Raw genomic sequence first — 23,630 nt, forward strand, 5'->3', positions numbered from 1 at the left:
GGGTGGGGTGAAAGCTGGGTGACGCGGTGCTCAGTTCTTTAGCTCCGCCTCGGCCGCGGCCAGCCGGGCGAATTCCTCTTCGGGAGCGCCGGCGACAATGTGGTGGCGGCTGTAGAACCAGTAGTACAGCAGGGCCGCACCAAAGATTCCTGCCGTTATCGATGCCGCGAGCACATCGACAACGAAGGTGGCAACGACAGCGACGGCGGCCAGCGCCAGTGCAATGGAGGTCGTCACAACGCCTCCGGGGGTTCGGTAGCCACGGGGAAGGTCAGGTTCTTTCTTCCGCAGCACAATGTGGGAAAGGTTGAGCAGGACGTAGGACACGGTGGCGCCGAATACTGCGATGTTGATCAGGAGTCCGCCGTTACCCGTGGCGGCGGCCAGGATGAATCCCACGGTGCCGGGGATGATCAGCGCCCAGTAGGGCGTGCGTCGGCTGCCCGTGAGCGACAGCCACCGGGGAAGGTACCCGGCACGGGACAGGGCGAACAACTGGCGTGAGTAGGCGTAGATGATCGAGAAGAAGCTGGCCACAAGACCCGCAAGGCCCGCATAGTTGACGAATTCGGCGAGGACTGAGTTTTCACCGTAGACATGTCGCAGAGCTTCCGGGAGGGGGTTGTCGGAGGTACTCATGGCCTCCGACCCGCCTGCTCCCGGTACCAGAACAAGCATCAGCGCGCCGAAAACCACAAGGATCAGCATGGCGGCTATGATTCCGCGCGGCATGTCCTTCTTCGGGTCCGCCGTTTCCTCGGCGGCTAGTGGAACACCTTCGATCGCCAGAAAGAACCAGATCCCATAGACGAGGGCGCCCACGACGCCGCTGATTCCCATCGGCAAAAATGCGCTGGAAGCGGGGGAACCATCCGGAACGATGTCGAAAAGGTTCGCCGCACTGACGTGTGGGAGTAGGCCAATTACCGTGGCCGCCAACGCCACGACGGCGATAGCCGTGATCGCAAAGATCAGCCGAAGGGCCTCGCCCACGCCCCGGAGATGGATTCCCACAAAAATCGCGTACGTCACCAGATAAACGGGCCAGGAGTTTGTCAGACCGAAGAGTCCTAGGGCTTCGACGTAACCACCGATGAAGATTGCAATGGCCGCTGGGGCAACTGCATACTCGATCAGCACGGCCATCCCGGTGGCGAATCCTCCCATGGGCCCCAGCGCGCGCCGCGCGAACCCGTATCCTGCGCCAGCGGCAGGCAATGTGGACGATAGTTCGGCCAGACCGAAAACCATGCATGTGTACATGATTCCCATCAGTACAAAGGCGATGAGGAGCCCACCCCAGCCTCCTTGCGCGAGGCCTAGATTCCATCCCGCGAAGTCCCCTGAGATAACGTACGCCACCCCGAGACCGGCTAACAGCACCCACCCGGCGGCCCCACGTTTGAGTTGGCGGTGCTGAAGGTATGTTTTTTCGGAGTCTGGCTGTTTCGATGCCATGCCGGTCCCTCTCTTCGATCTTAATGGTCTTTTATTAGTCCATGAAGTTGATCCCAGTGTGAGCTAAATCACGAAGTTCGTCAATGGTTTCCGCCTACGTCCGATCAGGCTCCGATAGCAATCGTTTTAGTTGCAGACCTGAATAGGATGGTGGCATGGAAGCCGAATCATTTGAGGGAGCGGCTCGGTTCCTTCGACCGGTCAGGCAGGGGAACGCCTTTGAAGAAACGATCGAGCGACTCTTGCGGAACATCAAACTGGGAATTCTTGCGGCCGGCGACAAGCTTCCCCCCGAGCGTGAGCTTGCCGATTTGCTGGGGGTGTCACGTGCCACCCTCCGAGAGGCCCTCGCCGAATTGCACAAAGCCGGATATGTCGAGGTCAAACGCGGCCGCTACGGTGGCACCTACATCGCACAGAACCGCCTTCCGGGGCCGGAAGCATATCCGAACATCAGCCCCGAGGAGGTTGAGGATGTGCTGATCCTCCGCGGTGTGCTGGAGCCGGCCGCGGCTTCCCTTGCCGCCAGGGCGAGGTTGTCCCCTCCCCAGCGTCGGCACCTACTCGATACCTTGGCGGAGGTGGCAGGGGCGTCGGCTAATGCCTATCGGCCCAAGGATGCGAGATTCCACGTGGCCATCGCGGAAGTAGCCGGCTCGCGGAGCCTGGCAACTGCCGTGGCTGATGCCCGTGCGAGAGTCAGCGATCTTTTGGACTGTATACCCCTGCTGGAGCCTAATCTTGAGCATTCCAACAAGCAGCACCAGAGAATTGTCGATGCCATCCTGAGCGGTAACTCCGAGGAAGCGTATGAGGCTACCGAGGATCATTTGCAGGGAACAGCCTCGCTGCTCCGTGGATTTCTTGGCACGTCCCGAAGCTCCACCCCTGAACCCCCCAGTGAATCCGGGCCTAGCCACGGTGAATGAAGCGGGAAGTGCCGCGAGCAGGCTGGTGGTGACCACGGATTGGCTCCCGATGCCTCCGCCTATGCGGGGCGGACGCCTATCCCCAGTAAACTGAATCTCATGTTGAACACCCCCTGGGACACCGGATCGGATCTGTACCGTCGGCTGGTGATCGCTGCCCTGGTGCTGACCGGCGCGGGAATCCTGATTGCCGTGCTCGGCGCCGTCACCGGTAGCAATGCGACGGTGTTCACCGGAATCCCCGTGCTGGCTGCAGGTCTCATCACCCACCTTGCTGGCCTCGTGGTCAGGACACGGGATGCCAGACGCCGGCATCAGGCCCGCGCTCCAAAGAAGTAACCTGCCCTGCACTAGGCTGGGATACGAACGTCGATCGCATCCGGCAGGAGCACCATGACCATTAATCCCGAGCTGCAGGGCCGCAGCTATCCAGCAGGCGCCGTCTATACGGTGGGCCGCGAGAAGATCCGCGAATTCGCGCGGGCGGTGAAGGCTACCCACCCGTCGCACTACGACGTCGACGCCGCCCGCGAGCTGGGCCACCGCGACCTGGTGGCACCGCCGACCTTCGCGATCATTGTCGCCCAGCTGGCCGATGCCCAGCTGGTCTCCGATCCGGATGCGGGCATCGATTTTTCCCGAGTCGTGCATGCCGACCAGCGGTTCATCCACCACCGCGCCATCGTGGCGGGCGACGAACTGGTCGCCGAACTCCACGTTGATACGGTCAGGGCCATGGGAGGCGGCGCAATGATCACTACCCGCGCCGAGATCTCGACTACCGACGGCGAAAAGACCGCCACCACGACGTCGTCGCTGCTGGTGCGCGGGGAGGAACAGTAATGGGTATTGCTATCGCCGACCTCACCGTCGGCCAGGAGATCGGCTCCGCCACCGTCGAGGTCACCCGGCAGGACCTGGTGAAATATGCGGGAGCCTCGGGTGACTTCAATCCGATCCACTGGAATGCCGACTTCGCGCAGGGTGTTGGCCTGCCGGGCGTGATCGCCCACGGCATGTTCACCATGGGCGCCGCCGTCCAGTTGGTCACCGACTGGGTGGGCGACCCCACCGCCGTCGTCGACTACCAGACGCGGTTCACCAAGCCGGTCATCGTCGAAGACACCACCGCTGCGGGCACTCCCGGCGCGGTAATCGAGGTGGCCGGCAAAATCGGTGCCATCGATCTTGACAATTCGACCGTCCGCGTGGACCTCACTGTGTTGTCGGCCGGGCTGAAGGTGCTGGTCAAGGCGCAGGCAGTGGTGCACATCTGGTGACCTCGCTTGCATCGCTGACCACAGCAGGGGTGGGCGGTCCCGCCCGCACCTACGTGGAGGCCCGCTCCGAAGCGGAGATCATCGACGCCGTCCGGTCCGCCGATAATTCCGGCGAGCCGCTACTGATCATCGCCGGTGGGTCCAACCTGATCATCGCCGACGACGGCTTTGCCGGCACCGTGGTGCGGCTGGCATCCACCGGATTTACGGTGAACGACGACAACGCCACCTGTGGCGGTGTCATGGTCACGGCGGAGGCTGGCCAGAACTGGGATGCCCTGGTGGAGTACACCGTGCTGCACGCCTTTTCCGGGCTGGAGGCGCTGTCAGGGATTCCCGGGTCCACCGGAGCGACCCCGGTGCAAAATGTCGGGGCCTATGGTTCCGACGTCTCGCAGACTCTCGCGACGGTCCGCACCTGGGACCGCGAGACCAAAACTGTTAAGTCCTTTACAAACTATGAATTGAAGTTTGGGTACCGGGACTCGCTGTTGAAGCACACCACCGTTGACGGTTCGCCCCGCTACGTGGTGTTGACCGTTGAATTCCAGCTGGCGCTTGGACGGATGAGCGCCCCGGTCAAGTACGCCGAGCTGGCGCGGGAGGTCGGTGTGAACATCGGCGAGCGGGCTTATGCCAATGACGTCCGGCGGGCAGTTCTGAAGTTGCGCGCCGCCAAGGGGATGGTGCTCGACCCGGCGGACCGGGACACGTTTAGTACCGGATCCTTCTTTACCAACCCCATCGTGGATGCGGGGACAGCGGCGACGCTGCCCGAGAACGCCCCGCGGTATCCCACCGCGAAAGACGGTCAGGTGAAACTCTCGGCGGCCTGGCTGATCGACCAGGCCGGCTTTGGGAAGGGCTTTGGACTGGCAGGGGACGACGGGTTCGCGGCCGCTGGTGGCAGGGCATCCCTGTCGACCAAGCACACCCTCGCCGTCACCAACCGCGGCGGCGCCTCGGCTGCAGATCTCCTGGCCATCGCCGCTCTGGTAGCTGACGGCGTCGACCACCAGTTCGGGATCCGCCTCCACCCCGAGCCGCTGCTGATCGGCTGCGCGCTCCAGCCCTAGAGGTTTCCCGTGCTGATGAGGAGCATCCGGCGCAGGGGTTCGGCGGCTCCCCACAGCAGCTGATCGCCCACAGTGAAGGCGCTGAGGTACTGCGGCCCCATCTCCATCTTTCGGAGCCTGCCCACAGGAACCGTCAGGGAACCGGTCGCCGCGACGGGGGTGAGGTGGGACAGTGTTGCCTCTTTGGTGTTCGGGATGACCGTGGCCCACTCGTTGTCCTGGTCGATCAGTCGCTCAATCTCAGCGAGCGGAATGTCTTCGGTGAGCTTCAGGGTCAGCGCCTGGGAGTGGGAACGCATGGCACCCACCCGGACGCAGAGGCCGTCAAACGGGATCCGTGCACCCCCGGCGCCATCGGTGCCCAGGATCTTGTTCGTTTCGGCGCCGGCCTTCCACTCCTCGCGGGACACGCCGTTGCCCAGATCGGCGTCAATCCAGGGCAGCACCGAACCGGCGAGCGGTACCCCGAACTGTGAGGCATCCATCCCCGGGTTGCGCTGTTGGGCGAGGACCGCCTGGTCGATGGCCAGGATGGCCGACGCCGGATCCTCAAGGTTGGCGGCCACCGAGCCATGGATGGCACCAAACTGGTTCAGAAGCTCGCGCATGTGGCGGGCACCGCCGCCGGAAGCCGCCTGGTAGGTCATCGAGGTGCCCCACTCGACCAGGCCGTTGCGGAACAGTCCGCCGAGACCCATCAGCATGCAGGAGACGGTGCAGTTCCCGCCCACGAAATCACGTACACCGCGGGAGAGCCCCGCGTCGATGACATCACGGTTGACCGGATCGAGCACGATGATTGAGCTGGACTCCATCCGCAGCGTCGACGCGGCGTCGATCCACAGGCCGTCCCAGCCACTGTCGCGTAGTTTCGGGTACACCTCGGCGGTGTAGTCACCGCCCTGGGCAGTCACGATGGTGGACAGCTTCGCCAGCGCATCGACGTCGTACGCGTCCTGAAGGGCAGGGGCGCCCTCAGCGAACGACGGCGCGGCGCCTCCCGCGTTGGAGGTGGAGAAGAACACGGGGTTGATCAGGCGGAAGTCGCCCTCGTCCTGCATCCGCTGCATCAGGACCGATCCCACCATGCCGCGCCAGCCCACAAAACCGACGCTGGGCAGGGACGATGAACTGTTTACTGCTGTAGTCATGCTGCAAGTCTAGGCGAGCGGGTCCACGAGCTCCGATTGGGTTACGAAGCGACCGTGACAGGAGCCGCTAGTCGGTGCCCTTGGTCCAGAGGCTGATCCGGTAACGGGTGCCGTTGGCTCCGGAGAGCCACCCCTGCTGCGGGGTCACCCCGTCGAGTTGCCAGTCCGGGCCGAGCGTAGGGGCGAACGTGTCGCCCTTGGTGGTCGACTCGATGACCGTGACCACCGCAGCCTGGGCAACCGGCAGCGCCGCCTCATAGATCTGCCCGCCGCCGATGACCCAGATCTGCTCCGCACCAGGGCTGCGCCGGGCCTCCACGAATGCATCGTCCAGGGAGTCGACGACGACGGCGCCCGCCAGCTCGCCCGCCTCAAGTCCGTGCTTGCTCACCACGATGTTGGTCCGGTCCGGCAACGGGCGGTACTTGGCCGGGAACGACTGCCAGGTATGCCGGCCCATGATTACCGGGTGGCCCAGCGTGGTTCGCTTGAAGTGTTCCATGTCCTCGGGGAGGCGCCATGGCATGCCGCCGTCCTTGCCGATGACCCCGTTCTCGGTCTGGGCCCAGATCATGCCGATGAATGGTTCCCGGCCTATGGCGTCGATGATGCCGCGATTCTGGGAGCTCATACGGCGATCGGCGCCTTGATGGTGGGATGGTGTTGGTAATTCACCACGTCAAAGTCCTCCAGCGTGTAATCGAAGATGCTCTCGGGTTTACGGTTGACCAGCAATTGCGGGCTTGGGTAGGGCTGCCGGTTCAGTTGTTCGTTCACCTGCTCGACATGATTGTCGTAAATGTGCACGTCCCCGCCCGTCCAGATGAGTTCCCCCGGCTCCAGGCCCACCTGCTGGGCGACCATCAGGGTCAGCAGCGCGTAGGAGGCAATATTGAACGGGACACCGAGGAAGGTGTCGGCCGAGCGCTGGTAGAGCTGGCAGGACAGCTTGCCGTCCGCCACGTAGAACTGGAAGAACGCGTGGCACGGTGGCAGGGCCATGTTGTGCAGTTCGGAGACATTCCAGGCCGAGACGAGGTGGCGCCGTGAGTCGGGGTTGTCCTTAAGGTCCTGCACTACCTGGGCGATCTGGTCGATATGCCCGCCGTCCGGTGTGGGCCACGAGCGCCACTGGACGCCGTAAACCGGGCCAAGTTCGCCGTCGTCGGCGGCCCACTCGTTCCAGATCTTCACTCCGCGCTCCTGCAGCCAGGACACATTGGAGTCGCCGCGGAGGAACCACAGCAGTTCCAGGGCGACCGATTTGAAGTGCACGCGCTTGGTGGTGACAAGGGGGAAGGAATCGGCGAGGTCAAAGCGCAGTTGGCGTCCGAACACGCTGCGCGTTCCGGTGCCGGTACGGTCGGTTTTGACCACTCCGTTGGCCATCACATCGCGCAGGAGATCTTCGTACGGTGTGTGGATGGGTTGTGAACTCACGCCCACCACTCTAGTGGTGGGCGTGTTACACCTCAAAAGGCGCGCGGTCAGCTGTGACAGTGCCCGCCAGCAGCCGGCGCGCTCGGTGGGACGTCCAGGACCGGGCTACGGTCGAAGAAGCCCTCCGGGCGGAGCTTGAAACCCACGGTGTCCACCGGCATGATCGGCCAATCCTCAATCCGGGGGAAGTGCGTCAGTCCGAAGGTATGCCACACCACAAGGTCCTGCCCGTCGAGATCGCGGTCCTGAGCCACATACTCCGGAAGTCCACCGCCGCCGCCATGCTGGTTGACGAAGTCACCGGTGGGGTATTTCTCATCCTCAGCGAACCGCGTCACCCACAGATCCTTGGTGGCGAAAGCCGCACGACGCGCGATGGAGGACTCCGGATCCGCCAACAGGGTGGGCTGGCCCTCCGAGTGCAGCTTGTACCCCACCGGCTCGCCGAGGCGATTACGGGACTCCGGGTTGGAGATCACCCAGGTGCGACCACTTTGCGGATTTCCTTCCCGCACGCTCTCGGACTCCCTGGCCAGCACCGTCCGCTTGCGGGAGAACGCGTTGCCGCGCGGGTTCTCTGGTCCGATGGCCTGCCGGACGATGTCTTCTTCTTCCACCCGGTTGGTGAAACCATCGATGGCCATGTCGAGGCGGGCGCTGAAGAGGTGCTGGTGGAATGGTGCTCCAAGCCCCGGCGCCAACTGTGACATGTTCGGCGACCCGTCCTCCGGATAGGCGCTGGTGAAAACAACGCCTGTGGCTTTGGCCTCGAACTCGATGGTGCCGTCGAGATAGAGGTACCAGAAGAATCCGTAGTCGTAGTTGCCCACCGTGGTGAAGAACGAAATCACGAGGCGACGGTTGCGCCGTGTGTAGTTGATCTCCGACCATAGGTCGCTGTGTTTGGCGAGGACACCCCAGTCTTCCTCGTGGATGCACACTGCGTTTCGGATTTCCCGCGGATTCCCGGCGGCATCGCTGACCGCGGGACTGAGGTAGGTGATGTCACCCAGACAGTCACAACCGAGTTCCAGTGAGTTGGCGTACTGACCGACCAGATACTCTCCGGTGTCGAAGTAGTTCTGCCACGACCGAACAGGGGAGGGGTCACCGTAGGGCACCACCATTTCAGCGATGGATGCCCGCTTGATGATGGGCCGAACCCGGCCCTTGTCGTTGAAGGAGAGGTTGTGGAGCACCACGCCCTCACGGACATCGAAGCCAACGTCCACACTCCAGTTCTCCCAGTCCAGGTGATTACCCCCGGTGAGGGTGAAGCTGGGCCCCTCGGGCTGGGTGATGCTGATCGGCTTCTGCGAGGTGCGCAGCGGCCCCGTTAGCTCGGGATCGGTGTAGTTGCCGTGTTCCCTGGGTATCGGCACCGCGCCTAGATCGATGACCTGCGTGACCTCCTTGCTGACGACGTCGACGTACGCCACCAGCCCGTCGATCGGGTGCGCCCACGCGCTGTCCGTTTCGTGCTCCTGGACGAAGGCGAGCCCGCGGAGGATGCGGCGCCCCCTTTCTTCGGGGTACTCGTACACACCGGCTGACAAGGGTGCAACGCGTACACTGGCGACGTCAAGGTTTCTGGCGGCAAGGGCGGCAAGCCATCGCTCGTCGGTCGACAGCAGTTCCTCCACGGCCGCAAACTCCTCCTCAAGTACCGGGAGCTCACCGGTCACCGCCGTATCCAGTTCCACGCTGGACAACACCGCTGATGTGGTCGTCGAAACGACAACATCCAGCGGCGCGGAACCCGAGGTGTCGTGCAGGAACACGCGGAACCGGCGGCCCTCCTCGCCCGCACCCGATGAACGGCTGGGATCAACGAGTCCGAGATACGCGATCCTTCTCGTTGAACCGAGAAGGCCCCGATCCTGCAGGACGCGCCTGACCTCGAGGATTTCGTCCGCTGTGGCCAGCGCGTAGGAATTGGCAGTCGCTGTGGGTGACGTTGTCATGGGAATCCTCAGTCAGGGGTTTTTCTCTGTTTGTAGACTATGCCGAAGGTAAGATGGATCACAAGAGATCCTCGAAGGAGAATTGCGCAGTGCCAAAGATTGTTGATCATGACCAGCGGCGACTGGAGCTGGTGGATGCGACCTGGCGGATCATTGCGCGGCACGGGATCGAGGGCGCGACGATGCGCGACATCGCCCTCGAGGCCGGATTCTCGAACGGTGCACTGAAGCCCTACTTCCCCACGAAGGATGATCTGCTCACCTTTGCGTTCCGACATGTCTTCAATCGCACGAATAACCGGATTGCCCTGACTACCTTCAACCAGACCGGGCTTGACGCTATACGTGCCTTGGGGATGGAAGTTCTCCCCATCGATGAAGAGAAAATCAGCGAGGCGCGCGTTGTCATTCCGTTCTGGCAGAAGGCCGTCACGGATGAATTCAAGATGGCGATTCACCGCGAGTCGATGGAGCAGTGGCGGGTTGCGCTGAAGCGCCATCTCGGGGAGGCGCGGCAGGTGGGTGCGATTACTAGCGCGGTGCCGGACGCCGTCATCAGCGAGCAACTCATGAACCTGTTCCTGGGTGCGCAGATCACGGCAGCCCTATCACTGCCCGAGGACAATCTCCCCGCCTATACCGACCAATTGGATGGGTTTCTGAAGAATCTGTCGTAACGGAAATTCGCCCGCTGTCGAAAAAAGGTGACGAATGAGGGTCGCCGGGTCTACTCTGTAGCCAATGTGTTGCAGAACACATTTCACGGGGGGACCACAGCCTCCGGGTCGCTGTCAGGGACACCTGGCCCAACTACTCAAAGGGGAGTATTCATGGAAACCTACGACGCGCTACTGAAATCAATTACCCCGGCATCCGGGCCCACGAGGGCTATCCAGGACCCCGCGACGGGTGAAACCGTCGGCGAGGCACCGGAACACACCGTCGCCGATCTGGAGGCTGCGATCGCGGCAGCCTCAGCCGCCCAGCCGGAATGGGCTTCGCTCGGCCATGCAGCGCGCACCGACATGCTGTTGAAGGCTGCCGACGCGATCGACCGCTCAGCCGAGGAGCTCGCCATCCTGCTCTCCCGGGAACAGGGCAAGCCACTCAACGGCCCCAACGCGCGCTTCGAGGTCGGCGCGTGTTCGGCATGGCTCCGCGCCGCCGCCACCGCGGTCCTCGAGCCGGAAACTGTAGCCGACGACGGCGAGACCTTCGCGCAGATTCACTACCGCCCCATCGGCGTGATCGGGGCCATCGGACCCTGGAACTGGCCCATGATGATCACAATCTGGCAGATCGCTCCCGCTCTCAGGATGGGGAACGCCGTCGTCGTGAAGCCGTCGGAGTACACCCCGCTGAGCGTTCTTGCGCTGATTCACGTGCTCAATCAGGAACTGCCGGACGGCCTGCTGGCCGCTGTCTGTGGTGATGGCGAGGTGGGTAGCCGCATGGTGGAGCACCCGGCGATCGGGAAAATCATGTTCACCGGATCCACCGCCACGGGCAAGGCGATCATCAAGTCCTCCGCTGACAGCGTCAAGCGGCTCACCCTTGAGCTGGGCGGAAACGATGCCGGCATCGTTCTGCCCGATGCGGACCCCAAAGCAATCGCCGAGGGACTTTTCTGGGGCGCCTTTATCAACACCGGCCAGACCTGTGCCGCACTGAAGCGCCTTTACGTGCACGAGGATATTTACGACGCTGTCTGCGAAGCCCTGACCGCAGTCGCCGAGGCAATGCCCATGGGAGTTGGGCTCGACGAAGCTAACCTCCTTGGACCGCTCCAGAACAAGCCGCAGTACGACATCGTGGCTCGCCTGGTGGATGCCGCGAAGGAATCCGGAGCCCGCGTGTTGACCGGTGGCAACCCTGATCCGGATCAGCCGGGATATTTCTACCCGACAACGCTTATCGCTGACATCGACAACGACAACCCGCTCGTTGCCGAGGAGCAGTTCGGCCCTGCCCTGCCGATCATTAAATACAGCACGATCGATGAGGCCATTGCGAAAGCAAACGGTCTGGAAGTTGGTCTCGGCGCCTCCGTCTGGTCGTCGGATGTCACAGCTGCACGCGAAGTAGCCGCGCGGATCGAAGCTGGCACAGTGTGGATCAACAAGCACGGCGCCGTGGACCCCCGCATCCCGTTCGGCGGCATCAAGCAGTCCGGGTACGGGCTGGAGTTCGGTGTCGAAGGGCTGAAGGGCGTGGCAGTCCCGCAGGTCATCAACGGGTAAGACTGACTCACTGGTCAACCGGCAACTGCATCACACAAATTTGCTTCCAAGAGAGCAGCAGAAAAGTACTCGTGCGCAGGAGGAAGCTTCCGGAAAGGGTTCCGCATCGTCGGGACAGCTCATTGAGGAGATAGACCATGAACAGACCCGTTACGGCCTCCGACGGCGGATCAAGCGCCATCGATGGATCACGGACCATGCTGCGCCGCGGCAGGCTGGGAGTCATCGGCGTCGTATTCTTCGTCGTCGCCGCCGCGGCGCCACTGGTTGGCATGACCGGCGCCGTCCCGATTGCGATTGTGCTGGGAAACGGCGCAGCCGCACCCGGAGCCTACCTGGTGGTTGGCCTGACGCTGTTGCTCTTCAGCGTTGGGTATTCAGCGATGAGTCAGCGTGTCACCAATGCTGGCGCCTTCTTCGCCTACATTGGGCGTGGTCTGGGACCGAACGTCGGCCTCGGGTCCGCGTTTGTATCCCTGATCGCCTACGTGGCCATCCAGCTCGCGATCTTTGGTTTCTTCGGCGGGTTGATGGCTGGACAGATGGGTGCGCTCGGCCTTGAACTGCCATGGTGGTTGTGGACGCTGAGCGCGTGGGCGCTCGTCACTGTCCTGTCGATGGCAAGCGTCGATGTGGGTGCGAAGGTGCTCGGAGCGTTGATGCTGCTCGAGGTGCTCGCCCTGGCGATCACCGCCGTTGCCATCCTGATCGACGGTGGCCCCGAGGGTTACGACTTCGTGGCCTCCTTCTCGCCCCAGGCCATCCTGGTTGGTGGACTTGCAGGCTCTGCCGGGATCGCCTTCGCCTTTGCTTTCGCGTCGTTCATCGGATTTGAAGCAACAGCGATCTATGGCGAGGAATCCAAGGACCCGAAGCGGATTGTGCCGCGCGCCACCTACCTGGCGGTGGGATTGATCACGGTCCTGTTCGCTGTCACCGCATTCGCGCTGGTGACGGGGATGGGAGCGTCGCGGGTGGTCGAAGCCACGGTGGAGTATTCGACGGTGGACGGCGTTCCGCTAGCCGACCCAGCCGCCGTGCTCTTCTCCCTGGCCACCGAATACGTGGGCGGGTGGATGGCCACGGTGATGAGTGTGCTCGTACTCTCGAGCCTGTTTGCAGGACTCCTCGCATTTCAGAATGCGGCCAGCCGCTACGTTTTTGCCCTCGGCCGTGGCGGAGTGCTGCCCCGCCCACTGGCACGGGTCAATGTCAAAGGTGCTCCCCAAAGCGCTTCCGTGACGACGTCCGCCGTCACGGGGATAGTGATCCTGCTCTTCACTCTGTTCCAACTCGAGCCCATCCTGAACATGTTCTACTGGTTCAGCGGCCTGGCAGTGGTAGCAATTGTGCTGATCGAAGCGATGGTCTGTCTCGCTGTCATCGCGTTCTTCCGCAAGAACAAAGGCACGGAGGGTATCTTCGTAACGATCATTGCCCCGATTGTGGCATTCGTAGGACTCCTGATCGGCGAATATCTCCTCATGTCCCGCTTCGGTCTGCTGGCCGGGACAACCGCCGAGGGCGTGGATCCCTCGGTGACGCCGTGGGGGCTGAGCCCGTTGGGCTGGGTCCTGATTGCCCTGCCGTTCGTCGTCCTCGTGATCGGCTACCTCTACTCACGCGTCGCCGCCCCGGAAAACGAGGAATTCATCCGCGACGAATTGTCCTGAAGGTCTCAAACAGGGAAGAGTTTGAATCTCCGCGCAGTAACGCTCAACGGCTGGTCCGGTTTAGTCGTCGTAGGCCCTGAACTGTTCAACGGCGACGATGCGGCCGGGGACCGTGCTGCTGACATGGCTGATAAGCACCTCGCCGGGGGCCAGGAAAGGGTCATCGACCGGTAGGGCTGCGGCCAGCTCCTTCGTCATGTGGCGCCGGAGGACGCCGAAAACTACTGGTAAGACGGGGCGGTGGGTGCAGAGCGCCACCGGGCGACGCTTGTCGAAAAGCTTCTCGACAGTGGCGGAGGCCTTGTCCGGTTTGCGGCCAGCGTTGCGCTCGGTGATCGAATCGGCGAGCTTGAGCTTGATGTCCTTAGACGTGAGATAGGGCGCGACCGTCTGGATACACCGCTCCCACGGGCTGCTCACCACCCAGGACGGATGCCAGGCCTCGAGAAGCCGGCTCACCGCCACCGCCTGGCGGCGGCCGGTCGCGGCCAGGGGGCGTTCACCCTCGGCCCGGGTCCACGAGGACCGAGGCTTCGCCTTGGCATGGCGGACGACAATCAGGGGCCAGGTGGCCAGCTGATCGGCCTTGTACGCCGCTATCAGTGATTCGAGGGGTTCCCGGTCCGTGGGGTTGGTTAGGAGCTCGGACGCGCGGGCGGGGGAGACCCAGAGGAACTTGTCCACTTCCTTGCCATCCGGCCGCACCACCATGCGCTCGGTACGTGCTGCCCAGTAGTGCACCAGTTTCATGCCCGATCCGACGGGATAGCGGGTGGAGGCCAGAGGGATTCCCAGTGAAACCCTGATGCCAACCTCTTCCTCGACCTCTCTGATGGCGCACTCGGGGGTGGTCTCGCCGGGGTCGATCTTTCCCTTGGGCCAGGACCAGTCCGTGTAACGGGGGCGGTGGATGAGCAGCACCTCGAGCTGGCCCTGCTCCTTCCGCCAGCAGATGGCACCCGCGGCAACAACCGCGGGTTCCGTGTCCCGGGTTGCAGTGGAGACAGCCTCGTCGGTCGTGGCCATCAGCGGCGAATCGCTGACCGGTTGCGCGCACGGGACGCCAGCAGGTAGCTCTGGACATCGCTCAGGGGGCCGCCCTCGGCGTCCTTGTGATGCCGGGTCCACCCGCCGTCGCGATCCAGGTGCCAGCTCGCGGTGCCCTCATCCATATAACGGTCGAGCAGTGACATGAGGTAGCCAATGTCTTCCGGTGCGCTCAACTGGACGAGGGTTTCCACCCTGCGGTCGAGGTTCCGGTGCATCATGTCGGCCGAGCCGATGAAGACCGCCGGATCCCCGCCATTGGCGAAGGCAAAGACCCGGGAATGTTCGAGGAAGCGGCCCAGCACCGACCGGACGGTGATGTTCTCGCTGAGTCCCGGCACACCCGGCCTGACCGAGCAGATACCCCTGACGATCACGTCCACCTTCACACCAGCCTGTGATGCCCGGTAGAGAGCATCGATCACGGCTTCGTCGACGATCGAATTGACCTTCACCACCACGCGGGCCGCCAGGCCAGCCTTCTGGTTGGCAATCTCCCGTTCAACCCGGTCGATCAGGCCGGAGCGCACCGAACGCGGGGCAACCAGCAGGCGCTTGAACGTGGACTTCGGTGCGTACCCTGACAGCTGGTTGAACAACCGGGACAGGTCCTGGCCAACCTGCTCGTTGGCGGTCAGCAACCCGAAATCCTCGTAGTAGCGGGCGGTCCGCGGGTGGTAGTTTCCGGTGCCGATATGGCAGTACCGGCGGAGGCCGTCGATTTCTTGCCGGACCACGAGGGACAGCTTGCAGTGGGTTTTCAGTCCCACGATGCCGTACACCACGTGGACGCCCGCCTGTTCCAGCTTGCGGGCCCAGGAAATGTTGGCCTGCTCGTCGAAGCGTGCCTTGATCTCCACCAGGGCCAGCACCTGCTTGCCGGACTCGGCAGCGTCGATCAGTGCATCAACGATCGGTGAATCGCCGGACGTCCGGTACAGCGTCTGCTTGATTGCCTGCACCTTCGGGTCCGCGGCAGCCTGCTCGAGGAACGCCTGGACCGACGTGGAGAACGAGTCGTACGGGTGGTGCAGCAAAATGTCGCGGCGGCGCATGGCAGCGAAAACGTTGGCCGCCTTCGAGGTTTCGCTTTCCTTCAGGTCCCGGTTGGTGTGCGGGACGTGCTTGGGGTACCGGAGCTCGCCCCGGTCGATGCTGCCAATCACGCTGAGGCCCCGCAGGTCTAGAGGCGCGGGCAGTCCGTAGACCTCGTCCTCTTCCACACCAAGTTCGCGGGAAAGCAGGGCGCGGATGCTGGGATTGATGTCGGTGGTGACTTCCAGGCGGACAGGTGGGCCAAACCGGCGGCGCAGCAGTTCCTTCTCCAGGGCCTGCAGCAGGTTCTCGGCGTCGTCCTCCTCGACCTCCAGATCCTCGTTCCGGGTCACCCGGAAGGTGTGGTGCTCAAGTACTTCCATTCCCGGGAACAGCTGGTCCAGGTGCACCGCAATGACCTCTTCCAGCGGGATGAACCGGGCGGTCCGACCGGTGACATTCCCCGCGCGGGGCCCATCCACGGAGATCAGGCGGGGGAGCTGGTCGGGCACCTTGACGCGGGCGAAGAGCTCCTTCTCGCTGACCGGGTTGCGGACGACGACGGCGAGGTTCAGGGAGAGCCCCGAGATGTAGGGGAAGGGGTGCGCGGGATCCACCGCCAGGGGCGTCAGGATGGGGAAGACCTTCTCCGCGAACAGGGTCGTCAGTTCGGCGCGGGCGGTGTCGTCGAGTTCATCCCAGGTGGTCAGGTGAATGTTCTCTTCGGCCAGGGCTGGCCGGATGTTCTCGGCGAAGACCGCTGCGTGGCGCTGCTGCAGCTTGTAGCCGTCAGCCATGATCTGTTCGAGCTGCTCAATGGGGCTCAGCCCCGCAGCGGATGGGACGGCGAGCCCGGTCGCGATGCGGCGCTTCAGCCCGGCGACGCGCACCATGAAGAACTCGTCCAGGTTGGACGCGAAGATCGAGAGGAAGCTGACCCGTTCCAACAGGTACAGATCCGGGTCCTCGGCCAGTTCAAGGACACGGGCGTTGAAGTCGAGCCAGCTCGATTCCCGGTCAAGGAACCGGTCAGGGGTGATGGCACCCGAGGGAAGCAGGCTGGGTGCGAATTCCGGGATATCGATACGGTCCTGGGTGGCACGCGCTGGTGCCACCTCGGATGAGCCGTACCGCGCCGGAACGCGTGCTGCGATTTCGGATTCCATGGTGTCTCCTGACGGCGGGTGGGTTGCCGTTTTTCATCCCGGAAAGTGCGGGTATTACGGCATCAGGATCCACCTTACAAGCTTGCCCCGGCAACCTGCGGCGCGTACATGACGTCAACGTCCCACCGGGTGAAGCCCAACTTGCGGTAGAGGGCCACCGCGGCGGTATTGTCGGCGTCGACGTACAGCATGATTGCCTGCAATCCCAGGGCATGGAGGTGCTCGATGCCGGCGATGGTCAGAGCCTTCCCCAACCCCATGCCCTGTGCCTCGGGGGTCACGCCGACCACGTAGACCTCACCCATTGCGGGGTGGCTGCCTGACCGGGGATGCACCTTGGTCCAATGGAACCCGAGTAGTTGGCCGTCGGACTCCCGCACGGCCAGCAGGAACCCGGCGGGGTCGAACCAGTCCTCGGCCATCCTGGCCTGCAGGTCCTCGAGGGTGGTGGCTCCCTGCTCGGCGTGGTCGATGAACGCTGCCCGGTTGGCGGCGAGCCAGGCCTGTTCGTCGACGCCCGGCTGGAAGGCACGCAGCACGACGCCGTCGGGCAGGGTGACCTGGTCGGACGCCGGAGCCAGCACGGAAGCCTCCAGTGCGGCACGGGTCTGACGCATCCGCCACAGTTCCCGGACCGGTTCAAAGCCGTTCTTCGCGGCCAGGCTGACCGCTGCCGCGTGGTTGCCGTGGGACCAGGCACGCAGGGCGGGGAGGCTGTGGGCGGTGACGGCACCGGCCAGCGCCGTCCCGACGCCCTGGCTGCGGTAGGTCGGCCGGACCACCAGTTCGAGGACCCCCGCATCGGATTCGCCCGCGGCTTCGTCGCGGGGCAGGCTGACCACCGCTACCCCCGCGAGCTCCTCGGCGTCGCCTGAGGCGCTAGCCGGGTCACCGGTGGACACAGCCGGGGAATCGCCGTCGACGGCGTAGGTCGCGAAGACCAGAAGAGAGTCCGGGTGGGCGTCGGCGGCCCTGAGGTTGACCAGGGTCTGCTCGGACAGGGGCGGGTTCCCGTCAGCCTCAGCGGCGGCTGCCGCCAGGTCGAGGATGTCCTGCAGGAGCCGGGGCTCGGGGGCGCCTGTGGTGCGGAGGATGGGCCAGGTGGGGACGTGGGCTGTGGTCATGGTGCCAGCCTAACCCTCCGGACCAGGCGAACGGGAGAAGATTCTGCCGGGCTCCGTTTTGGCACACTCCGGCGGGTGGGGTAGTGTAAAAGATCGTTCAGGGGGGATGCACCAGTGGGGTGCCCGCGATACGTTCGACCCGTATGTCCTCCACGAGTAAGACCCGAAAAGTCCCGAAACCACGACTGTGGCGGAGGGACTTTTCGCGGTTAACCGGAGGGTAGCCGACTACTGACGGACGGCAGGGTTACGCGTCGACCGCCGGGCGGTCCTCGGTGGCCCGGTTCAGTGTGAACCGGTAGCCCACGTTGCGCACCGTCCCGATCAGCTGCTCGTGGTCGGCGCCGAGCTTGGCCCGCAGGCGACGGACATGCACATCGACGGTGCGGGTTCCCCCGTAATAGTCGTAGCCCCAAACCTCGTGCAGCAACTGGTCCCGGGTGAACACCCTGCCCGGGTGCTGCGCCAGGTACTTCAGCAGCTCAAATTCCTTGTAGGTCAGGTTCAGGGGCTCCCCGCCGACCCGTGCCGTATAGCTGGTCTCGTCGATCACCACGCCCGACGCGCGGATCTCGTTGCTGGTTTCCGTTTCGGCGGCACTGGACCGCGCGATGACCAACCGCAACCGCGCTTCCACCTCGGCGGGCCCCGCCGAGTCGAGGACGACTTCGTCCGCCAGCCAGTTGGCAGCCACTGCAGCCATGCCGCCCTCGGTGAGCACCAGCATCAAAGGGGCGCTCAGGCCGGTGGCCTTAAGCAGTTGGGTCAGGGACCGTGCGCCGACCATATCCTTGCGCGCGTCCACCATCACCACGTCGCACGGTTCTGTCTCGAGGAGCGCCGTGGGCTCGGCGGGCAGAATATGGACCTTGTGGTTGAGCAATTCGAGCGCGGGAAGGACACCCACCGACGAACCGGGGCTATTGGTCAACATCAGGATGTGCGGCATGTGTCCTCCATAAATTTGGACGCGCATCATCGGGCGGCTGGGTCGGGCAACCAGGCCAGGTCAGAGGCCAGCTGATCCCGTCCGAAGCCCTTGCAGGTTTGATCCAGTATACCGGGTGTGATGCGCCGCACCCGGAGCGCCAAGTTTTCACATGCCGAACCGGTAGGGCAGTATTGCTGGGGTGAGAGTAAGGATTGTGGCCGTCGCGGCGGCAGCAGCCGTCAGCTCAGTAGTGGCCGCTTCCTACCTTTCTGTGACCGCCGTCGCGGCCGTTACCTCCGTCCTGATCCTGGTGGCCGCTATCGGCTGGCCCCACATGCTCGGTGTCCCCGCAAAGAAGAGTCAGTCCGCCGTGATCGCCCTCAGTGGCCTGGCCGCGACCGGCGCCGCTCTCACCGCGACCGATACCGATTTCATGACATGGATGCCGGTGACCACCGCCCTCGGCCTGGGCGCGGTGTTCCTCATCCAGCTGTTCCGGGGCACCGGCCAGAGCCACCGGCTGGAATCGACGCTCGGAGCGGGGGTGGGTGTGCTGCTGGCCTGTCTCGCGTCCGGCTGGGTGGCGGCCGACCGGCTGGCCATCGACGCGGGAAACACCTCGATGATGCTGGTCACCGGAATCAGCGTGCTGATCGCACTGGCGGCATCCCTGTTGCCCTGGCCAGACCGGTTCGTCGCGCCGCTGGGAATTGCACTCGCGACCACCGCCGGACCACTGGGCGCCATCCTCTTCACCGATGTCCCGGGGCTGGCGGCGGGCTTCATCGGCGCTGCAAGCGGCGCGGTGATCGTTGCCGCCCGGAGGTTGTTCCTGACCAGGGACGCACCCCTGAACGTGCCCGCTGCCCTATCCATCGGGGCAGCTCCCATCCTCGTCATCGGCTCACTCACCTACTTTCTGGGCAAACTGTTCACCGGTTAGCACGCCGGGTTGGCCGCGGCGGGGTTCAGAGCTACTGAGAGGTCGCGTTAGGATGGACGCATGTCGATTCTTGCGCTTGAAATCTTCTTCATCGGACTGCTGGTGCTCGCTTCGCTGGCCATGGCCGGAGTGGCGTGGCTGGTCATTAGCCGCCTCTACAAGGGCCAGCGGTAAGGCTTCACCTCACCATGTCTTTCGAAATTCCTACCGACCTCACGCCCGAGTTGGTCCCCCTGTCCTGGCTCCTCGGGGCCTGGAAGGGTTCCGGCAGACTGGGTGAGGGCTCAGCTGAGTCGGAACACTTCGAACAGCGAGTCACCTTCACCCAGAATGGGCTGCCTTACCTGCAGTACACGGCGGAGACCTGGCTGACCGACGAGCAGGGCACCCGGTTGCGCCCCCTCTCGGTCGAGACGGGCTTCTGGGCGCTGGACCGCAAACTCAACGACGCCGACGGCGGCCCGGGGCTTTCCCCAGCCGATATCGTGCCGGCGTTGAAGAGTGCCGACGAGGTGGAACAACTCCGCAACGCCGAGGACGGCTTCGATATCACCGCCACGATCGTGCACCCCGGGGGGATCGCAGAGCTGTATTACGGTGTCATCAAGGGGCCGCAGATACAGCTCAGCACCGACCTGGTGATGCGCGGGCAGAACTCGAAGGAGTACACCGCGGCCACGAGGCTGTACGGCCTGGTGGACGGCGACCTGTACTGGCGCTGGGACGTCGCCGCTGACGGCCGCTCGCTGGAGGCCCACGCGTCAGGGATTCTGAAGAAAGAGTCCTGACCCAAACCGGGGCCTGATCATAGGGTCAAGGAATACGCCTAGCCTCAGGAAGCGTTGATACCACCATGACCTATCTCAGCCCGCTGCTGTCCCTGCCCGGCGCCGTCGCCTCCGGTGCACCCGATTTGGGTACCGCTTCCCATTACGGTGACCCCTTCAAGGAACAGCGGGCCCTCGCGCGGGGAACCGCCGTCGTTGACCTGTCCCACCGGGGCGTGGTCACCGTGACCGGGCCCGACCGGTTGAGCTGGCTGAACACCCTTTCCTCCCAGCTGCTCCTCGGGCTGCAACCCGGCAGCAGCTCGGAAACCCTCCTGTTGACCGTGCAGGGCAGGATTGACTACAACGCCCGGGTGGTTGATGACGGAGTCACTACCTGGTTGATCGTTGAGGGCCCCGAAGCCGAAGGCTTGGCCGCCTGGCTGGACCGGATGAAGTTCATGCTCCGCGTGGAGGTCGCCGATGTATCCGATTCGTGGGCGGTCCTGGGCTCGGTCAAGCCCATCGAGTCTTTCGCCGACCGCACTGTGTGGGTCGATCCGTGGCCGCGGGTCGCCGAGGGGGGCTACGCCTATTCGGTGGTGACCGAGGACGATCACCCCGGGCTGGAGAGGCCCTGGTTCGAGTACCTGGTGCCGCAGGCTGACCTCGCCACCATCGTCGCTGACCTGGCGGAGCAGGGCCTCAGCCTTGCCGGTGCAATGGCCTCAGAAGCGCTGCGGGTGGCCGCGTGGCGCCCACGCTCCGGCGCGGAGACAGACGAGAAAACCATCCCCCACGAACTGGACCTCATGCGTACCGCGGTCCATCTGTCCAAGGGCTGCTACAAGGGCCAGGAAACCGTCGCGCGGGTCCACAACCTGGGCCATCCGCCACGTCGTCTCGTCTTTCTGCAGCTCGATGGCAGCCAGCACACCCTGCCTGCCGTGGGAAGCGCAGTCGTCGCCGGTGGACGCACGGTCGGCACTGTGACGTCAGTTGCGCAGCACTACGAAATGGGAGCGGTGGCGCTGGCCATCATCAAACGCTCCGTCGACCCGCTGGGTGAGCTGGTGGTGCAGGATGGCGACGAGATCTACGCCGCAGCCCAGGAAATCATTGTGGCGCCCGACGCGGGCCAGGTGGTGGGCCGGGCCACGGGCTTCCTGAAAGGACGCAGATAACCATGACCGACTCCACCGACGACAACCCGGGCATCACTGACGGGAAAGACGCCGAGCAGGCGGGCGCGGAGCAGGCTGTTGCGCTGGCGCACCAGCTGTTCGACGCAGCGCGTACCGGCGACGGCGCAACCCTGACCCGCTACCTCGATGCGGGAGTCCCCGCCACCCTGACCAACAGTGGTGGCGACAGCCTGCTGATGCTCGCCGCCTACCACGGGCACGCAGGCATCGTCGCTGACCTTGCAGGCCGTGGTGTCGACGTCAACGCCGTCAATGACAAGGGCCAGACGCCGCTGGCTGGCGTGGCCTTCAAGGGGTACGCCGAGGTGGCCGAGGTGCTGATCGGGGCCGGAGCCGATCCGGATCGGGGTCGGCCCACTGCGACGGAAACAGCTCAGATGTTCAAGCGCCAGGATCTGCTCGAGCTGTTCGGCGCGGCCTAGCCTCCACCCGCCGGAGGTTACTTCGACAGCAGGACGCTGGTCTGGCTCCCGCATTCAACGAAGCCGGCGCTGAGGGCCGTCCTGATGGACGCTGTGTTGTCGGTTCGTGCGCGCCACTGGGGAATCAGCCCCGCCGCCATCGCCTCCTCCACAGCCACTTTGGCAATGTAGGTGGCATGCCCCTGACCCCGGTGGTCCGGCGCTGTGAGGACTCCCATGTGCGCGAGGATACCGCTCCAGATGGCATAGCCGGCGCCGGCGAAGGGTGCTGGCGGAGCCTGTGCGTCGTCCACGAGGATGGCGCGGTGTTCGAGGTCGCTCAGCCCCACCTCGGCGGTATCGTCCGGTGGACAGAGCCGTTCCAGGGCGACGGCGAACGCGTGGTCATCGCTGACGGCCGCATCGTCACGCGGGTTGAGGGCGGGCAGGCTGTCGCAGAAGTACAGGTTCGCCGCGCCCAGACCGCGGCCGCCCTGGTCCCTGGTGAGCTGCAGCAGGGTCGAGTGGTGGGCAAGGTTGTCGCCGTCGAGCTCCGCTGCCGCGTCGAGGGCCCAGCCGGGACCCACAATCGCTTCCGCACCGAACAGCCGCACAAAGGTGACCAGCTCGGCGTCGTCGTCCCGGTGGTAAATCCGTTCGCCGGCAGCCTCGGCGAACGCGGTGTCGTCCAGCTTCAACAGCCGGGACCAGCCGAGTTGGATGATTGAGACGGTGCCTGAATCCAGTTCCATCCCGACAACGTTAGCCGAAGAGGATGGCCGCCTCGTCATACCGGTGCTGGGGGACCACCTTGAGATTGCCCAGGGCGGATTCAAAGCCGACCCGCGCAATTTCTGTTCCCTTGAGCGACACCATGGTGCCCCAGGCCTCGTCGATCGCCGAGTCCACGGCCGCCATGCCGAGGCGCGTCGCGAGGACCCGGTCAAAGGCCGAAGGAACTCCGCCACGCTGGATATGGCCCAGCACCGTGGCGCGGGTCTCGATGCCGGTGCGGGATTCAATCTCCGGTGCCAGCTGATCGGCGATCCCGCCGAGGCGTGGCCGTCCGAAGGTGTCGAGGCCCCGCTCGGAGTGGGCCTGGTCGAGATGGGCCGGGACGAAGCCCTCCGCCACCACCACGAGGGGGGCGCGGCCACGGTGATTGGCTTCGGTAACCCACTCGGAGATTTGTTCCAGGCTGGTCTGCTGTTCGGGGATGAGGATGGCGTGGGCGCCGGACGCCATCCCGGCGTGCAGGGCGATCCAGCCCACGTGGCGTCCCATCACCTCGGCGACCATGCAGCGGCTGTGGGATTCACCGGTGGTGCGGAGCCTGTCGATCGCTTCGGTGGCGATCTGGACGGCCGTGTCGAAGCCGAAGGTGTAGTCGGTGGCGTCGAGGTCATTGTCGACGGTCTTGGGGACGCCAACAATTTTCAGGCCAGCATCGGTGAGCCGCTTCGCCGCGGCGAGGGTTCCCTCGCCGCCGATCACGATCATCGCGTCGATGCCCAGCCGCTCCAGGACGGCCTTGATTGCATCGGGTCCGCCGTTGCCCTCGAACGGGTTGGTGCGCGAGGTGCCCAGAATGGTGCCACCCTGCTTGGAAATGCCGCGGACGGCACTGCGGGGAAGGTCGATGATGTCGCCGTCGACGACGCCGCGCCACCCGTCCCGGAAGCCCACGAATTCCAGGTCGTGGGTTTTGATGCCGTTGAGGACCGCTCCACGGATCACGGCGTTGAGCCCAGGGCAGTCGCCGCCGCTGGTGAGGATTCCGATTTTCATGTGGAACTGAGT

The 23,630-nt window shown here is 64.3% G+C and carries 23 protein-coding genes; 12 read left to right on the forward strand and 11 right to left on the reverse strand.

The genetic code is table 11. The annotated features are described in order from the left end of the window. Positions 1-30: 30 nt before the first annotated feature. The gene (eat, locus tag H4V95_RS03985; RefSeq protein WP_209728873.1) at positions 31-1,458 is read right to left on the reverse strand and encodes an ethanolamine permease; all 1,428 of its coding nucleotides are present in this window, start codon (positions 1,456-1,458) and stop codon (positions 31-33) included. Between the two features lie 155 nt (positions 1,459-1,613). On the opposite strand from eat, the gene H4V95_RS03990 reads away from it, so the two are divergent. The 5 genes from H4V95_RS03990 (at position 1,614) to H4V95_RS04010 (ending at position 4,743) form a co-directional block, all read left to right on the forward strand. Next, positions 1,614-2,387 carry a FadR/GntR family transcriptional regulator gene (locus H4V95_RS03990; RefSeq protein WP_196865277.1) on the forward strand — a complete coding sequence of 258 codons (774 nt, stop codon included), beginning with the start codon at positions 1,614-1,616 and terminating at the stop codon, positions 2,385-2,387. A 99-nt stretch (positions 2,388-2,486) separates the two neighbouring features. Further along, positions 2,487-2,726: a hypothetical protein gene (locus H4V95_RS03995; RefSeq protein ID WP_196865276.1), complete on the forward strand. Its 240-nt coding sequence runs from the start codon at positions 2,487-2,489 to the stop codon at positions 2,724-2,726. 54 nt (positions 2,727-2,780) lie between these two features. After that, positions 2,781-3,230, forward strand: coding sequence for a MaoC family dehydratase N-terminal domain-containing protein (locus H4V95_RS04000; protein ID WP_209728875.1), 450 nt, complete (start codon positions 2,781-2,783; stop codon positions 3,228-3,230). Beyond that, positions 3,230-3,667, forward strand: coding sequence for a MaoC family dehydratase (locus H4V95_RS04005; protein WP_196865274.1), 438 nt, complete (start codon positions 3,230-3,232; stop codon positions 3,665-3,667). The genes H4V95_RS04000 and H4V95_RS04005 overlap by 1 nt, the downstream gene beginning before the upstream one ends. After that, on the forward strand, positions 3,664-4,743 hold the full coding sequence (locus H4V95_RS04010) for a UDP-N-acetylmuramate dehydrogenase (protein ID WP_209728877.1): 1,080 nt from the start codon (positions 3,664-3,666) through the stop codon (positions 4,741-4,743). Before H4V95_RS04005 ends, H4V95_RS04010 begins: the two co-directional genes overlap by 4 nt. Here H4V95_RS04010 and asd read toward each other — a convergent pair. From asd to H4V95_RS04030, 4 genes are all read right to left on the reverse strand, one after another. Beyond that, entirely contained in the window at positions 4,740-5,894 is a 1,155-nt protein-coding gene (gene asd / locus H4V95_RS04015; RefSeq protein WP_209728879.1) for an aspartate-semialdehyde dehydrogenase, read from the reverse strand. The genes H4V95_RS04010 and asd overlap by 4 nt on opposite strands. Positions 5,895-5,961: 67 nt before the next feature. Next, positions 5,962-6,525: a dihydrofolate reductase gene (locus H4V95_RS04020; RefSeq protein WP_196865271.1), complete on the reverse strand. Its 564-nt coding sequence runs from the start codon at positions 6,523-6,525 to the stop codon at positions 5,962-5,964. Next, entirely contained in the window at positions 6,522-7,283 is a 762-nt protein-coding gene (locus tag H4V95_RS04025; RefSeq protein WP_245345896.1) for a thymidylate synthase, read from the reverse strand. The genes H4V95_RS04020 and H4V95_RS04025 overlap by 4 nt, the downstream gene beginning before the upstream one ends. A 98-nt stretch (positions 7,284-7,381) precedes the next feature. Next, positions 7,382-9,298: a primary-amine oxidase gene (locus tag H4V95_RS04030; protein WP_209728883.1), complete on the reverse strand. Its 1,917-nt coding sequence runs from the start codon at positions 9,296-9,298 to the stop codon at positions 7,382-7,384. Positions 9,299-9,387: 89 nt separating this feature from the next. On the opposite strand from H4V95_RS04030, the gene H4V95_RS04035 reads away from it, so the two are divergent. From H4V95_RS04035 to H4V95_RS04045, 3 genes are all read left to right on the forward strand, one after another. Further along, positions 9,388-9,975: a TetR/AcrR family transcriptional regulator gene (locus tag H4V95_RS04035; RefSeq protein WP_312883937.1), complete on the forward strand. Its 588-nt coding sequence runs from the start codon at positions 9,388-9,390 to the stop codon at positions 9,973-9,975. 153 nt (positions 9,976-10,128) lie between these two features. After that, positions 10,129-11,538 (forward strand): aldehyde dehydrogenase family protein, encoded by a 1,410-nt coding sequence (locus H4V95_RS04040; RefSeq protein WP_196865268.1) that lies wholly within the window; start codon positions 10,129-10,131, stop codon positions 11,536-11,538. A gap of 137 nt (positions 11,539-11,675) precedes the next feature. Beyond that, positions 11,676-13,211, forward strand: a complete 1,536-nt coding sequence (locus H4V95_RS04045; protein WP_209728887.1) for an APC family permease — start codon at positions 11,676-11,678, stop codon at positions 13,209-13,211. A gap of 60 nt (positions 13,212-13,271) precedes the next feature. Here H4V95_RS04045 and H4V95_RS04050 read toward each other — a convergent pair whose 3' ends face one another. From H4V95_RS04050 to H4V95_RS04065, 4 genes are all read right to left on the reverse strand, one after another. After that, entirely contained in the window at positions 13,272-14,237 is a 966-nt protein-coding gene (locus H4V95_RS04050) for an NUDIX hydrolase (RefSeq protein ID WP_209728889.1), read from the reverse strand. Then, on the reverse strand, positions 14,237-16,459 hold the full coding sequence (locus tag H4V95_RS04055; RefSeq protein ID WP_209728892.1) for an RNA degradosome polyphosphate kinase: 2,223 nt from the start codon (positions 16,457-16,459) through the stop codon (positions 14,237-14,239). Before H4V95_RS04055 ends, H4V95_RS04050 begins: the two co-directional genes overlap by 1 nt. 74 nt (positions 16,460-16,533) lie before the next feature. Continuing rightward, positions 16,534-17,583: a mycothiol synthase gene (gene mshD, locus H4V95_RS04060; RefSeq protein ID WP_196865264.1), complete on the reverse strand. Its 1,050-nt coding sequence runs from the start codon at positions 17,581-17,583 to the stop codon at positions 16,534-16,536. Positions 17,584-17,830: 247 nt separating this feature from the next. Beyond that, positions 17,831-18,532: a response regulator transcription factor gene (locus H4V95_RS04065; protein ID WP_196865263.1), complete on the reverse strand. Its 702-nt coding sequence runs from the start codon at positions 18,530-18,532 to the stop codon at positions 17,831-17,833. Positions 18,533-18,713: 181 nt separating this feature from the next. Between H4V95_RS04065 and H4V95_RS04070 the strand changes: the two genes are divergently transcribed. From H4V95_RS04070 to H4V95_RS04085, 4 genes are all read left to right on the forward strand, one after another. Then, positions 18,714-19,457 (forward strand): hypothetical protein, encoded by a 744-nt coding sequence (locus H4V95_RS04070; protein ID WP_312883938.1) that lies wholly within the window; start codon positions 18,714-18,716, stop codon positions 19,455-19,457. Between the two features lie 188 nt (positions 19,458-19,645). Then, positions 19,646-20,245 carry an FABP family protein gene (locus tag H4V95_RS04075; RefSeq protein WP_196865262.1) on the forward strand — a complete coding sequence of 200 codons (600 nt, stop codon included), beginning with the start codon at positions 19,646-19,648 and terminating at the stop codon, positions 20,243-20,245. Between the two features lie 65 nt (positions 20,246-20,310). Continuing rightward, a complete protein-coding gene (locus H4V95_RS04080; protein ID WP_209728895.1) occupies positions 20,311-21,408 on the forward strand; it encodes a folate-binding protein YgfZ in 1,098 nt (365 codons plus the stop codon). Positions 21,409-21,410: 2 nt separating this feature from the next. Beyond that, positions 21,411-21,851, forward strand: coding sequence for an ankyrin repeat domain-containing protein (locus tag H4V95_RS04085; RefSeq protein WP_196865260.1), 441 nt, complete (start codon positions 21,411-21,413; stop codon positions 21,849-21,851). A 17-nt stretch (positions 21,852-21,868) separates the two neighbouring features. Here the strand turns inward: H4V95_RS04085 and H4V95_RS04090 are convergent, their stop codons facing one another. Beyond that, on the reverse strand, positions 21,869-22,582 hold the full coding sequence (locus H4V95_RS04090) for a GNAT family N-acetyltransferase (RefSeq protein ID WP_209728898.1): 714 nt from the start codon (positions 22,580-22,582) through the stop codon (positions 21,869-21,871). A gap of 10 nt (positions 22,583-22,592) precedes the next feature. Then, a complete protein-coding gene (locus H4V95_RS04095; protein WP_196865258.1) occupies positions 22,593-23,618 on the reverse strand; it encodes a 6-phosphofructokinase in 1,026 nt (341 codons plus the stop codon). Positions 23,619-23,630 lie beyond the last annotated feature (12 nt).

Source organism: Arthrobacter sp. CAN_C5, assembly GCF_017875735.1.
GTDB lineage: Bacteria > Actinomycetota > Actinomycetes > Actinomycetales > Micrococcaceae > Arthrobacter_D.

What these genes read in the sequence shown, in the direction of transcription:
- eat (WP_209728873.1), bottom strand. Translation starts at nt 1,458, where the DNA reads ATGGCATCGAAACAGCCAGACTCCGAAAAAACATACCTTCAGCACCGC.
- H4V95_RS03990 (WP_196865277.1), top strand. Translation starts at nt 1,614, where the DNA reads ATGGAAGCCGAATCATTTGAGGGAGCGGCTCGGTTCCTTCGACCGGTC.
- H4V95_RS03995 (WP_196865276.1), top strand. Translation starts at nt 2,487, where the DNA reads ATGTTGAACACCCCCTGGGACACCGGATCGGATCTGTACCGTCGGCTG.
- H4V95_RS04000 (WP_209728875.1), top strand. Translation starts at nt 2,781, where the DNA reads ATGACCATTAATCCCGAGCTGCAGGGCCGCAGCTATCCAGCAGGCGCC.
- H4V95_RS04005 (WP_196865274.1), top strand. Translation starts at nt 3,230, where the DNA reads ATGGGTATTGCTATCGCCGACCTCACCGTCGGCCAGGAGATCGGCTCC.
- asd (WP_209728879.1), bottom strand. Translation starts at nt 5,894, where the DNA reads ATGACTACAGCAGTAAACAGTTCATCGTCCCTGCCCAGCGTCGGTTTT.
- H4V95_RS04020 (WP_196865271.1), bottom strand. Translation starts at nt 6,525, where the DNA reads ATGAGCTCCCAGAATCGCGGCATCATCGACGCCATAGGCCGGGAACCA.
- H4V95_RS04025 (WP_245345896.1), bottom strand. Translation starts at nt 7,283, where the DNA reads ATGGCCAACGGAGTGGTCAAAACCGACCGTACCGGCACCGGAACGCGC.
- H4V95_RS04030 (WP_209728883.1), bottom strand. Translation starts at nt 9,298, where the DNA reads ATGACAACGTCACCCACAGCGACTGCCAATTCCTACGCGCTGGCCACA.
- H4V95_RS04040 (WP_196865268.1), top strand. Translation starts at nt 10,129, where the DNA reads ATGGAAACCTACGACGCGCTACTGAAATCAATTACCCCGGCATCCGGG.
- H4V95_RS04045 (WP_209728887.1), top strand. Translation starts at nt 11,676, where the DNA reads ATGAACAGACCCGTTACGGCCTCCGACGGCGGATCAAGCGCCATCGAT.
- H4V95_RS04050 (WP_209728889.1), bottom strand. Translation starts at nt 14,237, where the DNA reads ATGGCCACGACCGACGAGGCTGTCTCCACTGCAACCCGGGACACGGAA.
- H4V95_RS04055 (WP_209728892.1), bottom strand. Translation starts at nt 16,459, where the DNA reads ATGGAATCCGAAATCGCAGCACGCGTTCCGGCGCGGTACGGCTCATCC.
- mshD (WP_196865264.1), bottom strand. Translation starts at nt 17,583, where the DNA reads ATGACCACAGCCCACGTCCCCACCTGGCCCATCCTCCGCACCACAGGC.
- H4V95_RS04065 (WP_196865263.1), bottom strand. Translation starts at nt 18,532, where the DNA reads ATGCCGCACATCCTGATGTTGACCAATAGCCCCGGTTCGTCGGTGGGT.
- H4V95_RS04075 (WP_196865262.1), top strand. Translation starts at nt 19,646, where the DNA reads ATGTCTTTCGAAATTCCTACCGACCTCACGCCCGAGTTGGTCCCCCTG.
- H4V95_RS04080 (WP_209728895.1), top strand. Translation starts at nt 20,311, where the DNA reads ATGACCTATCTCAGCCCGCTGCTGTCCCTGCCCGGCGCCGTCGCCTCC.
- H4V95_RS04085 (WP_196865260.1), top strand. Translation starts at nt 21,411, where the DNA reads ATGACCGACTCCACCGACGACAACCCGGGCATCACTGACGGGAAAGAC.
- H4V95_RS04090 (WP_209728898.1), bottom strand. Translation starts at nt 22,582, where the DNA reads ATGGAACTGGATTCAGGCACCGTCTCAATCATCCAACTCGGCTGGTCC.
- H4V95_RS04095 (WP_196865258.1), bottom strand. Translation starts at nt 23,618, where the DNA reads ATGAAAATCGGAATCCTCACCAGCGGCGGCGACTGCCCTGGGCTCAAC.